The 13,259-nt window shown below is 49.9% G+C and carries 14 protein-coding genes; 5 read left to right on the top strand and 9 right to left on the bottom strand.

The features are described from left to right. The first annotated feature begins 13 nt into the window (after positions 1-13). A complete protein-coding gene (locus R3187_RS03340) occupies positions 14-2,086 on the top strand; it encodes a winged helix-turn-helix domain-containing protein (protein ID WP_318965291.1) in 2,073 nt (690 codons plus the stop codon). On the opposite strand, the gene hemL is transcribed toward R3187_RS03340, so the two are convergent. From hemL to R3187_RS03320, 4 genes are all read right to left on the bottom strand, one after another. Beyond that, complete coding sequence (gene hemL / locus R3187_RS03335) at positions 2,083-3,363, bottom strand: glutamate-1-semialdehyde 2,1-aminomutase (RefSeq protein ID WP_318965290.1); 1,281 nt, start codon at positions 3,361-3,363, stop codon at positions 2,083-2,085. The genes R3187_RS03340 and hemL overlap by 4 nt on opposite strands. Before the next feature lie 52 nt (positions 3,364-3,415). After that, entirely contained in the window at positions 3,416-4,420 is a 1,005-nt protein-coding gene (locus tag R3187_RS03330; protein ID WP_318965289.1) for an aspartate carbamoyltransferase, read from the bottom strand. A gap of 90 nt (positions 4,421-4,510) precedes the next feature. Continuing rightward, positions 4,511-4,948, bottom strand: a complete 438-nt coding sequence (locus tag R3187_RS03325; RefSeq protein ID WP_318965288.1) for a CopD family protein — start codon at positions 4,946-4,948, stop codon at positions 4,511-4,513. Further along, entirely contained in the window at positions 4,945-6,648 is a 1,704-nt protein-coding gene (locus R3187_RS03320) for a chloride channel protein (protein ID WP_318965287.1), read from the bottom strand. Before R3187_RS03320 ends, R3187_RS03325 begins: the two co-directional genes overlap by 4 nt. A gap of 178 nt (positions 6,649-6,826) precedes the next feature. On the opposite strand from R3187_RS03320, the gene erpA reads away from it, so the two are divergent. After that, positions 6,827-7,168 (top strand): iron-sulfur cluster insertion protein ErpA, encoded by a 342-nt coding sequence (erpA, locus tag R3187_RS03315; RefSeq protein WP_318965286.1) that lies wholly within the window; start codon positions 6,827-6,829, stop codon positions 7,166-7,168. Positions 7,169-7,674: 506 nt separating this feature from the next. Then, on the top strand, positions 7,675-7,917 hold the full coding sequence (locus R3187_RS03310) for a helix-turn-helix domain-containing protein (protein ID WP_019675992.1): 243 nt from the start codon (positions 7,675-7,677) through the stop codon (positions 7,915-7,917). Between the two features lie 56 nt (positions 7,918-7,973). Here the strand turns inward: R3187_RS03310 and R3187_RS03305 are convergent, their stop codons facing one another. From R3187_RS03305 to R3187_RS03285, 5 genes are read right to left on the bottom strand one after another with little or no spacing between them, the layout of a single operon-like run. After that, complete coding sequence (locus R3187_RS03305; RefSeq protein ID WP_318965285.1) at positions 7,974-9,323, bottom strand: AmpG family muropeptide MFS transporter; 1,350 nt, start codon at positions 9,321-9,323, stop codon at positions 7,974-7,976. A 53-nt stretch (positions 9,324-9,376) separates the two neighbouring features. Beyond that, entirely contained in the window at positions 9,377-9,697 is a 321-nt protein-coding gene (locus R3187_RS03300) for a hypothetical protein (protein WP_318965284.1), read from the bottom strand. Positions 9,698-9,751: 54 nt separating this feature from the next. Next, the gene (locus R3187_RS03295) at positions 9,752-10,333 is read right to left on the bottom strand and encodes a peptidylprolyl isomerase (protein ID WP_318965283.1); all 582 of its coding nucleotides are present in this window, start codon (positions 10,331-10,333) and stop codon (positions 9,752-9,754) included. Positions 10,334-10,336: 3 nt separating this feature from the next. Next, entirely contained in the window at positions 10,337-10,888 is a 552-nt protein-coding gene (locus R3187_RS03290) for a YajG family lipoprotein (RefSeq protein ID WP_318965282.1), read from the bottom strand. Positions 10,889-10,892: 4 nt separating this feature from the next. Beyond that, positions 10,893-12,047, bottom strand: coding sequence for a methyltransferase (locus tag R3187_RS03285; protein WP_318965281.1), 1,155 nt, complete (start codon positions 12,045-12,047; stop codon positions 10,893-10,895). Between the two features lie 32 nt (positions 12,048-12,079). Here R3187_RS03285 and R3187_RS03280 point away from each other — a divergent pair, with 32 nt between their 5' ends. Beyond that, entirely contained in the window at positions 12,080-12,703 is a 624-nt protein-coding gene (locus R3187_RS03280) for an alpha-ketoglutarate-dependent dioxygenase AlkB family protein (RefSeq protein WP_318965280.1), read from the top strand. A 129-nt stretch (positions 12,704-12,832) separates the two neighbouring features. Then, positions 12,833-13,165: a BolA family protein gene (locus tag R3187_RS03275; protein ID WP_318965279.1), complete on the top strand. Its 333-nt coding sequence runs from the start codon at positions 12,833-12,835 to the stop codon at positions 13,163-13,165. The last annotated feature ends 94 nt before the right edge of the window (positions 13,166-13,259 follow it).

Genomic DNA, 13,259 nt, shown 5'->3' with positions numbered 1-13,259 from the left:
CAGGCGGACCTTAATGTCAAATTTAGAACCACTGGTAAAAATTGGCGACTGGTATTATCAGGCGGCTTACGGGCAGTTATTGCCTGCCGAGCCTGAAATCAGTGCTGCCGTGCCAGTGGTGTTAGAACCCCGGTTGCACAGTCTGCTAAATTACTTTTTGCTGCATCCGAATCAGGTCCTGGATAAAGACAGGTTGATTAATAATGTCTGGCCCCCTGCTGAAGGAACCGATGCCGCTGTGATGCGCGCTGTCGGCGCGCTGCGTAAGGTGCTGGGCGACAACGTTAAGTCGCCGACCTATATTGCCACTATCGCCAGGAAAGGCTATCAATGGCTCTGTCATATTGAACCGTTAACCAGCAATCAGCGCGAGCCGTTAATAAGTGCCAGGGCAATAGCTGGCGCTGAGTTGCCAGAAGCCGCTGATAATCCGGAAAAAGGCCTGCCGTGGCGGTTTATCAGCAGCGTATGTGCGGCATTGTTAATTGGCGGCGCAGCCATAGCCTATATGCTGGCCAGTGTTACCGTAACGCCGCTGACACAGCTGCCTGATACCGTTAAACCGCTGAGTGCATTAACCGGACAGGAATTCTGGGCGACTCTGGAGCCGGGACAGAAGTTCGCGTTTTATATGCATCGCAAATCTGAAGCCGCGCCGCAGCAGCTGGCGCGGCAGGACCTGACCAGCTTCAAAGTCAGTTACAGCGACGCATTATACACCGAAGCAAGCCAACCCCTGTGGCTGGATGACACCACGTTGTTATTCCGGGCCCGCGACAGCGGGCAGCAATGCTATTTTTATCAGCAGCAGGTTATGCCTGAGTTTTTGCCGGCGGCCAAAGTTATACCGTGTCAGCAGGTGTTGGTGCAGGGTTTGGCGATCCTGCAGCAGCAATGGTACTGGCTTGATTATGCAAAAGACGTGCGCCGTTATGAGTTATGGCGCCGCGCTGAAGATGGCAGCACAACACGACTGATGGCACTGCCGGAAGCCTGGTACAAAGCAGAGCAACTGTTAGTCGTCGGCTCCTCGTTATATCTGGTGGCGCAGCAGGATTTTTATCATAGCCGGTTATATCGGGTGGATTTAGCGCAGCAGCAACTGCAGAACATCGATAGCTTTGATAATCAGATGATTGCCAGCAGTAGTTGGGATCGGCAACATGCGCTGCTGACACTGCAGAACAGCGAGTTACAGCTATACAATCTGAAAACCCGCAAGCAACTTAGTCTGGGACCAATGACCTGGGGGTTGACCCAGCCGCAGCGGTATCAGCAGCGTATTCTGGCCACTCAGCACCTCGATTATACAACAGACATTGTGTCATTGACGTTAAAAGACGGCCGGCTTAACAGCGAGCAAAGCTGGCAAACCAGTAACCGCAATGAACGGCTGTTTGCCGCCAATGGCCAGCAGCTTGCTTTTGTTTCCGAGCGGGCAGGTGATAATCAGGTTTGGTTGTCAGCGGCGGGTGAAAGTCGGCAGCTGTCGCGCTTAGCCAGTGGTCAGCATATTCAGCAGTTGTTCTGGCATCAGCATACCCTGCTATCTGTTATCGATAACCAGTTGTACCAGATAGCGCTGGATGATGGCAGTTTGTCAGCCGTGAGCAGCAGGCCGGTTTCTGGCCGCTATGTGAGTTGCCATGATACTTTGTACTGGACTGAGCAAACCAGTGAAGGCTGGCAGTTAATGTCGGATTTGCAAAAACCTGAAATACTGCTGTCGGGGGTGGTTAATCTGAAATGTGCGGTAGCAGGTTTGGTTGTGCAACGGTACAACGATAACATGCTGGCATTATGGTCGGCCACTGAGCCGCAGCAGTTAACACCTTTACCAATAAGTCTGAATTGGCATCATATATTGCCCGACCAATGGACCAGTAATCAGCAGCAATTACTCTGGATTGACCGTCAGCAGTGGCAACTTAATGTTTATGACTGGAACAGTGGCGAAATAAGGAGTTATCGGTGGCCGGCATCGGCATTGCCGCTGGAAATTCACAGCGACAATACCGGTGATCTGTTCAGTGTGCAGCCACGACACTATGACACCGACATTGTCTGGCTGCAAAACCGCAATTAAAGCGCAGCAAAACTCCTGGCTGCGGCATCTACCGTAGCAGCCAGATCATCATCACTGTGCGCCAGTGATAAAAAGCCCGCTTCAAACGCGGATGGCGCCAGATAAATGCCCCGCTGCAGCATTGAATGGAAGAAATGTTTAAAGGCAGCAGCATCGCACTGGGTTGCCTGCTGATAATTGCTTACCCTGGCTTCGTTACTGAAGAAAAAGCCAAACATACCGCCAACCTGATTAAAGGTCATCGGCACCCCGTGCTGCAAAGCCGCAGCACTGATACCGCTGATTAACTGGCTGGTTTTTGCGCTGAGTTTTGCAAACACCTCAGGCTTGCTGATTTCATTCAGCGCGGCCAGACCTGCCGCCATCGCGATAGGATTGCCTGACAGAGTGCCTGCCTGATATACCGGGCCTAACGGCGCAATATGTTCCATTATTGCGCGCTTGCCACCAAAAGCCCCGACCGGCATACCGCCGCCGATTATTTTGCCAAGCGTTGTCAGATCCGGTGTGACCTGGTAAACCGCCTGAGCGCCGCCAAGCGCGACCCGAAAGCCGGTCATCACTTCATCAAAAATAAGCACACTCTGATATTGATCGCAGATCCGGCGCAGACCCTCCAGAAACCCCGGCTCAGGTGGGATACAGTTCATATTGCCAGCAACAGGCTCGACAATAATACAGGCAATATCAGCACCTTTTTCGGCAAAAATCTGCTCTACCTGCTCCAGATTATTAAATTCACAGGTCAGGGTATATTTAGCAAAGTCTGCCGGAACGCCCGGCGAGTTTGGTACACCGAGGGTCAGGGCACCAGAACCGGCTTTTACCAGCAGCGAATCGGCATGGCCATGATAGCAACCTTCGAATTTTAGAATGGTATCACGGCGGGTGTAACCGCGGGCCAGACGAATAGCGCTCATAGTGGCTTCAGTACCTGAACTGACCATCCGGACCATTTCCATTGACGGTACCAGCTGAGCAATTTTTTCCGCCATATCAATTTCTGCCGGGCAAGGGGCGCCGAAGCTGAGGCCATTTGCAGCGGCTTCTATCACGGCATTGCGGATAGCCGGATGGTTATGGCCCAGCAACATCGGGCCCCAGGAGCCGATATAATCAATATAGCGATTTCCATCAACATCAAATAAATAGGCGCCATCAGCGCGTTCAATAAATACCGGGGTGCCACCGACACTTTTAAATGCCCGGACTGGCGAGTTAACACCGCCAGGAATTGTAAGTTGGGCCCGTTGAAACAGGGTTTCAGATAATGACATAGTAAATTCCGTTCGCAGTTATGGTGTAAAGGTGCCTGACTAATTCAATAGTCTACTTATTGCTGTACCAGGGGACTGCACATTCGTAGTCTTTGACGATGTTTTCCACGCCAAGAGTCAGGGCAAACAGTGCCATTCTTACCAGCACACCGTTATCGGCCTGACGAAAGATAGCAAGGTTTGGGTTCAGGTTTAAATCGTTGTCCAGTTCGTTGGCTTCAATACGTGAATCACGCGGCAACGGATGCATAATAACGGTATTCGATTTACAGTATCGGGTATAAATTTCCTGATTTAACCGAAACTTACCACGATATTGATCAGCATCGGCTTTCGAAGGGAAGCGCTCTTCCTGAATTCGGGTCTGATAAACAATATCGGCGTTTAAATGGCCTTCCAGTTTATCACTAATCACCAGCTGATGGCCGGCATTGGTCAGGCTGCTGATAATATCATCCGGCATTGCCAGCTCAGCAGGCGACACCAGGGTAAGCTTAATATTGCGATATAAACATAACAGTTTAGACAGTGAATGGACGGTACGGCCAAATTTCAGATCGCCGACCATCGCAATGTGCATGCCGTCTATTTGCAAGCCAGAGGCCGCAAGTTCGCGTTCTATCGTGAACAGGTCCAGCAATGCCTGGGTCGGGTGTTCATTGGCGCCATCACCACCGTTCAGTACCGGTACCCGGCTGCCCTCTGCAAACTCTGCCACCGAGCCAGCTTGCGGGTGGCGCATGGCAATCACATCGCTGTAACTGCTGATCACCCTCGCGGTATCAAACAGCGATTCGCCCTTGGATAACGCTGACGACTCCATTCCTGTGGTTTCGCGTACTTCACCGCCCAGCAGGTTAAAGGCACAACCAAAACTGACCCGGGTTCGGGTGCTGGGCTCGAAAAACAGATTGCCGAGGATGGCACCGTCAAGTACCCGGGTTCTTTTTTTGCGACTGGCATAAGGCGCCATCTGGCGGGCAATATCAAAAATCCGGGTAATACTGGCGCGGTCGAATTGCTTAACAGAGAGGATATGCTGGCCTTTGAAGCTCATTGTCAGTACTCACTTAACATTTGCCATGAGGCGCCGCAGCGGGCGCAAAGTGAGGGCTATTATACGCAAAAGCGGCGGTTAAAAGCGAGTTTAGTGCAGCAGCGGTTTCAGGGTCGCCAGCAAAATAATCGCCAGTAGTACCAGCACCGGCAATTCATTAAATATCCGGTAAAAACGCGGGCTGTGCCGGTTGCGATCATGTTTAAAATCGGCCAGTAGTTTAAAGCACCAGCCGTGGTAGCCATAAAGCAGCAGTACCAGTACTAACTTGATATGCAGCCAGCCACTGGCAGCAAACCAGGCTTTACCATAAGCGGCAATAAGTAGTACACCGAAAATCAGGGTCAGTATTGCAAAAGGTGTTACAAAAAAAAGCAGCCGCCGCTCCATTGTTTTAAAGGTGTCCGAGCATTCAGTGCTGCGGGTTTGTGCATGATAGACAAACAGCCTGGGCAGATAAAAGATGCCGGCAAACCAGGCAACCATAAAAAACAGGTGTAACGCTTTGTATAGCAGAATTAAAGTCATAGTAAATTATTCTGTTTGATTAGCAGGCTGCGAACCTGGTCCCAGCGAATAACGCCAATGGGGTCGGTTGGTGAATCCTGATAGATGTAAACCAGCCCATCACGCTCATCTTCCAACAGAGCAAATACCTCAGCCATGGTCGCCTGATGCGATAACCCGGCAACATCCTGATAATGAATAGCACTGTCACCACTTAGTGATAAACTGACATCATAACTGGCGGCGACAAATTCGGTGCTATCGCCTTCGGTTCGTTTTAGTAATAGTTGTACCGGCAGCTGCAGCTGTGCCAGTTGCTGGCGCACGGCAGCTTCATCCGGATTATGCAGCAACACATATTCTTTACTGAGCAACGCCAGTACCCCCACTTTTTGTAAAATGTCATCGGCTGGGGCAAGCTTATAGGGCATTTGCATAAAATCGAGCTGCATCATAAAGATCGACTTGTTATTAAAAAACTGTACCGTTGTGACATAGGCGGTAATGATCACCACCATCGCCGGTAAAATAATCTGCTGATTCGATGCCAGCTCAATCACCGCCAGCAGCGCGGCTAATGGCGCGTGCAAGGTCGCGGCCATTAAGCCGGCCATTCCCAGCACCGCATAGGTCCCGGCAGTACTGCTGTCGCCGATAAAAATCGCCGGCACGATGGCCAGTAGCGTGCCAAGCACTATCCCCATACCGAAGACCGGGCCTATCACCCCGCCAGGCACGCCCAGTCCCAGTGCGAAAATAGTCAGGATCAGTTTGCCAATAAAGATAACCAGCAGTAGCTGCACATCAGTCGGGTGATTTACAGCATTAAATATCGCTCCGGTTTCTGCGCCCATTGCATGCGGGATCAGATACCCCACCGCTGCCGTTACGGTACCCGCCAGCGCCAGACGCAACGGCAGCGGCCAGTTTTTAACCAGCCTGATCAGCCGCATCAGATTCTGGTTAAACAAAAATGCCACTGCGCCAAACACAATGCCGCAAATAATCAGGTACGGAAAATGCCAGATATTAATCGCCACGATATTCAGTGAGGCCAGTTCCCGATCATGACCAAATACCAACTGAGTCGCCAGCGCTCCCACCACTGAGGCCAGCATTATCGGGATAAAAACATGAATACGGTATTCCCGCAGTACGACTTCCATCACAAAAATCACTGCCGCCAGCGGTGTATTAAAAGAGGCTGAAATGCCAGCCGCTATGCCACAACCGGCAAGAATGCGGACGCTGTTATACGGCAGCTGCAGGTAGCGCCCTACGGTGCTGGCGCCGTAAGCGCCCAGATGCACTGATGGTCCTTCCCGACCCACTGAAAAACCACTGACCAGCGCAATAATACCGCCGAAAAACTGATTCAGGGTATTGCGAAATGGCATAATGCCATAGCGGGTTTTTATCCGGTGAATAACAAAAGGGATCCCCATCCGGTAATGGCGATAGCCGGTAATCAGGGCAATCAGGCCAATCAGCAGTGCTCCACCGAGTGGCAGCAACCAGACAATCTCCGGATCGGCGCTGGAAAAATCATCAGATTCAGTTAAAAACAGTTGTTGCAGCGCTACAATTGCCAGCCGGAAAATAATAATCAGCAGGGCGGCTATTAAACCGCCAAGCATACCCAGCAGACACAACTGTAAAGAGGTCTGAGGTAATGCTAATCGGCGCTGCAATCCGGGCAGCCAGTCTCGCCATTGTCGCATAAAAAAACAGGAGTATTTAACGATGGCTTAAGTCTAACATAAGCACCTGAGAACGCAGATAATAATTGCAGGTATCAGCTGATAGCTGATTTATGTTTGGCTGGTCGCGGCTTAATACTTGAATAAATTAGTCAGGTATTAGATAATCCGCATTGTTGTAACCCCTGTTGGAGCACCCATGTCTGATATGCAAATACCATTAGAATTTACTGATGCCGCAGCACGCAAGGTGGCGATGCTGGTAAGTGAAGAAGACAATCCGAACCTGAAACTACGGGTGTATATTACTGGCGGTGGCTGTTCAGGCTTTCAGTACGGTTTTATTTTTGACGAAAAAATAAACGACGGCGATTTGACTGTGGAAAAGCAAGGTGTGTCGATGGTGGTCGATCCGATGAGCCTGCAGTATCTGATGGGTGGCATTGTCGATTATACAGAAGGCCTGCAAGGCAGCCGTTTTATTGTCCAGAATCCTAATGCCACCACGACCTGTGGTTGTGGATCATCATTTTCTGTTTAGCAAAAGTAGACATTTTGTAAATTTTTATAGACAATTTTGCCGGGTTATCCGGCAAACTTGTTTAAAAATCACTGTTTTACTTTATGGCCGGGTGGCAAACACCAGCAGGGTCAGAACCAGCGCTATAACAAGGTTAAAGCTGATAATATACAAAAAACCTTTCTTGCCCTGCGCCAGAGTCCAGTTATTTTGCTGAAGATACAGATACCAAATTACACACATTAATAAAGGTATTATAAACAATAGTTTAACCATTTTTTTAACCTCTGAGTTTCGACAATTGCTGGCAAATCCTTGCTGCTCATGCGTTTATCTTTGCCGCTGATTTCTACCAATGTAAAGTCGATGTACATTTTTTAACGCATGTAGCTATACGCTCGTCGCATCCTATGGTTTAATTAATTGCTTTACATTGCTTATTGCACTGGCAATAAGGTTTGGATTTTATTTCGCAGGAAGGCTGGTTGATCATAATAAAAGCGTAACACGCTGGGAGAAGAAAAAATATGAAAGGTACTAAAAGTGTAATTTCAGACGAAAATAAGCGTCTTTGTGTCTGGCTGAAGCGACAGCGTCAGGACAAAGGTCATACCATGCGTAGTTTGTCAGAAATTTTAGGGACACCTCATTCGTTTATCGGAAAAGTTGAAAATCAGGAGCGCCGGCTGGATGTCATTGAGTACGTCCGTTATTGTCAGGCGCTGGAAGTCGATCCAACTGAAGGTTTAAAACAGGTGCTCAGCGCCTGATAAGATAATACTATAAGTTTAAGGTGAAACTTAAGCAGTGATAATAAAGGAAGCCGCTATTCAGCGGCTTTTTTATTCTGGCCCAGCTTATTTGTTGTTGCCAGTAAAACAATCAGTACTAACACCGGCAAGCCCATCGCCGCGGTCATCATAAAGAAATTACTGTAGCCGAATTGATCAACCCACTGGCCGGAAAAGCCGCCGGTAAACTTGGGTAGCAATAACATTAAAGAACTGAACATCGCATACTGGGTGGCAGTAAAAGCTAAATTAACTAACGACGATAAGTAAGCAATAAAGGCGCTGGTAGCGATGCCGGCACTTAAATTGTCGGCAGAAATAACCAGCGTCAACCACATTAAATCGTAGCCAATCTGGCTCAGGGCAGAAAATAGCAGGTTCGTTGCCGCGCTCAGAATTGCCCCGGCAAACAATACCTTCATAATGCCGAACTTATTAATCAGCACACCGCCAAGTGCGGCGCCAATTAACGTCATGATCACGCCAAAAACTTTCGACACACTGGCAACTTCCTCCTTGCTGTAGCCCATATCGACATAAAAAGCATTTGCCATAACTCCCATAACCACATCTGTCAGCCGGTAGCTGGCAATCAGTGCCAGGATCAGCAGGGCATGCCATTTGTAGCGCGAAAAAAAATCAGTGAAGGGGGCAACCACGGCTTGTTTCAGCCAGGCTGCGAAACGGTGTAACCTGCTGCCATTGGCAGACTGCTGCTGTTTGAGACCGCTGACCGGCTCAGTACTAAGCAGAGTGGTCAGTATGCCCGGTACCATGCAAAGCGCCATGACCATATACGCTTGTTGCCAGCCAGATAGATCGTAGTCACTGCCGTCTGAAAATAACGCGGCTAACCATAGCGTTCCTGCTGATGCCAGAATCATTGCCAGCCGGTAGCCGGTCAAATAGGCTGCAGCCAGTGCCGCCTGCATTTCAACCACGGCACTTTCTATCCGGAAGGCGTCAACATTAATATCCTGGGTAGCAGATGAAAATGCCAGCAAAACGGCCAGCGCGGCCATCAACGCTAAATTATGCTGCGGATCGGTAAATGCCATACAGCAAATAGCCATGGCCACCAAAATTTGTGAGGTGAGCAGCCAGCTTCGACGTCGGCCCAGCCAGCGGTGCAACAGAGGGATTTTCAGATTATCAGCCAGCGGAGACCATAGCCATTTTATAGCATAGGCCATTGCTACCCAGCTGAAATAGCCGATGTCAGCCCGTGATACTTCTGCTTCACGCAGCCAGAATGACAACACACCGAACACCAGCATTAATGGCAGGCCACTGGAAAAGCCCAGCACGAAAATAACTAATACCTGGCGTTGGCAATAAATACGCAGACCTGACAGCCAGGCAAAATAAGAGGTCAAGGCACACATCCGGACAAAAAAAGTGTGATTAGCTTACCCTGCTGATAATTCTGGTCAAGAGGTTACGGTCGGACGCCGATACAATCTAACGGGCAATGGCCTTTGCCGCGCAGGAAGCTCAGACAATCCTGGATACTTCGACGTAGCTGGCGGTTATGCTGCAGGCAATCAGCTGGCCAATATTCCAGCTGATGCATCAGGTGCCAGAATACCCGTTCCCGCGGGCTGCCGGGGGTGCCTGCCAGCAGATCAAACTGTGACCACTCTTCAAGCGTGTCCCAGATAAAAATATGCAGCTCTCTGTGAGCCAGCCGGCCGCGTAAAAAGCGGGACACATAGTACACCAGCTGCTCTGATTTAAGTTCAATAAACCGCTCTGACATCGCTAGCCTCAACTGTTGTCAAAAATACAACAATTAAGGCAAGTATAGCCGGTTTTATTCGGTTGGCAGTAAGCGCACCGTTTTTAGCAGTAAAGGCTCGCCGGGAACATCAGGCCAGCCCAGTTTTTCGCTGGTTTCCGTTTCCAGAGCATTGATTTTATCCAGCACGTCGAAACCGGTCACCACCCGGCCAAACACCGCATAACCCCAGCGGGAACCCGGGTCAAGGCTGTCATTGTCGGCAAGGTTAATATAAAACTGACTGCTGGCACTGTGCGGATCAGACAGTCGCGCCATGGCAATAGTGCCATACTGATTTTTTAAACCATTGCCAGATTCATTAAAGATAGTTTTACCTTGTTCAATTTCCCTGAACTGCATATCGTAGCCGCCACCCTGTACCACGAAATCGGCTATAAGACGATGAAAAACAGTATTATTGTAGGCATTGGCTTTGACATAGCTTAAAAAATTATTGACGGTGATTGGCGCCCGGCTGCGGTCAAGCTCAAGCACAATATCACCCTGCGAGGTTTCCAGTTTTACCCGGGGGTAAAGATTGTCAGGTTGCATAAATTTACCCGCTTGTAACGGCATGGCCCACAGCAACGTTATAATAATTAACCAAATTCGCATTTTTTATCCTCGCAGATGAGTTTGCCAGCTTTCATCACGCAGCAGATCAGTCAGCACCTGCTCGGTCAGCACTCTGAGTTCGCGTTCAATAACCGCTATATCAGCGTTAAAGGGGGCAATCTGCCGGCTGTCGCCGCTGTAAGCCTTTGAAAAACTGTTGCCGTTATGCTGCACCAGCACTGTCATTGTTACCCGGTTTACCACTTCATGATCAAGCGGGCGCTGATTTACCCGGGCCTGCAACTGATTAATCTGGATGGTCAGCGAGCGCTCTGTCTGATTGGTTAAGCTGGCGCCTCTTGCTCGTAATGCATCGGCAACGGTTTGTTCCAGTTCTGCCCGCAGATCATTGGCCGTAGCATAGCCATTAGTATTGTCTCCGCGCTGAATCACCAGGGTATTCAGGGTTGAACGCTGATCCAGCAGATAAAAGCTGAAAGAGCTTTGCTGCAACGACGGTGCTTGCGGCCAGAATACCTGAGGGCTGACAATCAAGCGCGGTGGCTTGCTGGCACAGCCGGCGAGCAAAAGTAAACACAGTAACAGGGTACGCATCTGGTTAGCTCCTTTTTATGGCTTCGAGTATCACAAATTTTGGATTTGCAGCCAGTTGCTGACAGTGACCGAATAGCCGCTGCAGTTGCTGCTGATAATTGAGATGACGGTTAGCCACAATACGCAAGCGGCCACCCTGTTTCAATACCCGTTTCGCTTCAGCGAACATCTGACTGGCGATATGGGTGGTTACCGTGTGCTGCTGATGAAAGGGCGGATTGCAGATAATCTGATCAGCACTCTGGTCCTGCTGGCTGGCCAGGCAATCATCGACGACAAACTCGCTTTGGCCCAGACACTGAGGCAGATTCAACTCGATGGTCGCTTTGGCAGAGGCGACGGCCATAAAAGATTCATCAGTAAAGACCAGTTTGCTGTCGGGCTCATCAGCCAACAGCATCAGGCCGAGCACGCCGTTGCCGCAACCTAAATCAATAACCCGCTGGCCGGCTGTGCCTTGAGGTAAGTGCTGCAAAAAAAACCGGGCACCTAAATCCAGCTTCTCGCGGGCGAAAACATTAGCGTGATTGATAACTGTAAAATCAGTATCTTCCAATGGCCATTGCAGCGGAAACTGCGGTTGCAGTTTGCCGGGCTCTGGCTGACAGCGAATTAACCGGCATTTTTTAACGCTAAGCGATGCCTCGGCCGGGCCCAGTTGTTTAGCGAATATATCAAGCACGTTGCGGTTAATGTCTTTAGCTTTAGCTGCCGCCAGCACAACCGTTCCCGGACGGACCACAGATGCCAGCTGGCTTAAAATAAAACGCAGATAACTGTGGTTATTGGGCAGCTTCAACAGCACAATGTCAATATCGTCCGGCAACGCAGCCAGGCTGTCAATGCTGGTAAATTGGCCGCTATTAAGCCCGTTTGCCGACCGGTTGTAAGCAACGGCCTGCCGGGACAGGTAAGAGTCAGTGCTGCTGGTTTGAGGCCAATCAGCCAGACCACAGGACAAGGCCCCAAAGCTGTCGTTGATTAACAACAAATGTGGCCTGCCAGTGCCTGTTGCCGCTAAGTCGGCAATCGCTGAGTGCGCCGCATCAAGAAGTAGTTCATCAGCTGCGTCCCAGGCCTGTAGACTATGATTAGGCTGATTTAACGGCCAGCGATGAAGCGTCAGGTTGATCTGACCAAACTGAAATTGGGTATTCATAACGACAACGTTTTAGCAGAGAGAACCGCATTTTGACACGCCAGGCGCAGAGCGACAACTGCAAAGCAGATCCACAACACTTTTTATTACCCGATGCTGCCATTACCCTCTGGCCGGCCTGGCTATCAGCCAGCGAGACCATGTTATTGCAGACGAAGCTGACTGCGGAGTTGAATTGGCGCCAGGAGCAAATCCGTATTTATGGAAAAACTGTTAAGATACCGCGCCGCCAGGTCTGGATGGGGGAGCCGCATTGCAGCTATCAGTATTCCGGTGTGCGCTTTGCCCCTGAACCGTGGCATCCGGCGCTGCAACCACTGGCCGTTAAAATAAGTGAGCTTGCAGGCTGCCCTTTTAATTGTGTGCTGCTCAATCTGTATGCCAATGGTCAGGACCATATGGGCTGGCACGCTGATAATGAGCCTGAGCTGGGTGAAACACCTGTTATCGCCTCACTGAGTTTAGGAGCAACCCGCCGCTTTGACCTTAAGCACAGGACAAGCGGGCATCAACTGCAGTTACAACTTGAAAATGGCAGTTTATTAACGATGGCCGGGCAATGTCAGCAGTACTGGCAACACCGTTTACCCAAACAAAGCCGGGTGGCTGCAGCCCGGCTTAATCTTACTTTTCGATATATTAAGCCGCCGGCTTAGATAAAATTATTTTTAGCAGCCTGGCCAGTTCGTTAGCCTGATATCTGCGAAGCCCGAAAAAATAGTGGGCGACAACGGCAAGCTGCTTTACTAAGATCAGCATAACAACCTGTTCAGGGAAAGAGACTAATGCTAATTCATACCGCGATAGAACAAAAGTTACTGAATGCTTTCGAGCCGGTGTTTCTGGAAGTGATTAATGAAAGCAGCAATCATAATGTACCCGCGGGGGCCGAATCACATTTTAAGGTCGTGATCGTTACGCCAGCGTTTGATGGCATGCGGCTATTAGCGCGCCATCGCGCAGTAAATGCGGTGGTGGCCGAGGAACTGGCAGAAAAAATTCATGCGCTGGCGCTGCATACTTATACGCCGTCAGAGTGGTACGAGTACTACGCCGAAACCCCGCCGGTATCGCCCAAATGCTTAGGCGGCGGTAAAGCCGACAAAGCTTCGCTGTAAGCCAAATCAGTAATATCAGGTCGTAAATTCAGCCTAAAATAAAATAAACAGGCTGATCAGACCTGTTTTCTGCGTTAAAGTTTTACACTAGCGT

This window comes from Arsukibacterium sp. (assembly GCF_033721375.1).
Classification (GTDB): domain Bacteria; phylum Pseudomonadota; class Gammaproteobacteria; order Enterobacterales; family Alteromonadaceae; genus Alishewanella.
The sequence above is the reverse complement of the archived record's forward strand: the minus strand, read 5'-3'. Positions and strand labels throughout refer to the sequence as shown.

Coding starts and splice junctions, on each gene's coding strand:
- R3187_RS03340 (WP_318965291.1), top strand. CDS start 14: ATGTCAAATTTAGAACCACTGGTAAAAATTGGCGACTGGTATTATCAG.
- hemL (WP_318965290.1), bottom strand. CDS start 3,363: ATGTCATTATCTGAAACCCTGTTTCAACGGGCCCAACTTACAATTCCT.
- R3187_RS03330 (WP_318965289.1), bottom strand. CDS start 4,420: ATGAGCTTCAAAGGCCAGCATATCCTCTCTGTTAAGCAATTCGACCGC.
- R3187_RS03325 (WP_318965288.1), bottom strand. CDS start 4,948: ATGACTTTAATTCTGCTATACAAAGCGTTACACCTGTTTTTTATGGTT.
- R3187_RS03320 (WP_318965287.1), bottom strand. CDS start 6,648: ATGCGACAATGGCGAGACTGGCTGCCCGGATTGCAGCGCCGATTAGCA.
- erpA (WP_318965286.1), top strand. CDS start 6,827: ATGTCTGATATGCAAATACCATTAGAATTTACTGATGCCGCAGCACGC.
- R3187_RS03310 (WP_019675992.1), top strand. CDS start 7,675: ATGAAAGGTACTAAAAGTGTAATTTCAGACGAAAATAAGCGTCTTTGT.
- R3187_RS03305 (WP_318965285.1), bottom strand. CDS start 9,323: ATGTGTGCCTTGACCTCTTATTTTGCCTGGCTGTCAGGTCTGCGTATT.
- R3187_RS03300 (WP_318965284.1), bottom strand. CDS start 9,697: ATGTCAGAGCGGTTTATTGAACTTAAATCAGAGCAGCTGGTGTACTAT.
- R3187_RS03295 (WP_318965283.1), bottom strand. CDS start 10,333: ATGCGAATTTGGTTAATTATTATAACGTTGCTGTGGGCCATGCCGTTA.
- R3187_RS03290 (WP_318965282.1), bottom strand. CDS start 10,888: ATGCGTACCCTGTTACTGTGTTTACTTTTGCTCGCCGGCTGTGCCAGC.
- R3187_RS03285 (WP_318965281.1), bottom strand. CDS start 12,047: ATGAATACCCAATTTCAGTTTGGTCAGATCAACCTGACGCTTCATCGC.
- R3187_RS03275 (WP_318965279.1), top strand. CDS start 12,833: ATGCTAATTCATACCGCGATAGAACAAAAGTTACTGAATGCTTTCGAG.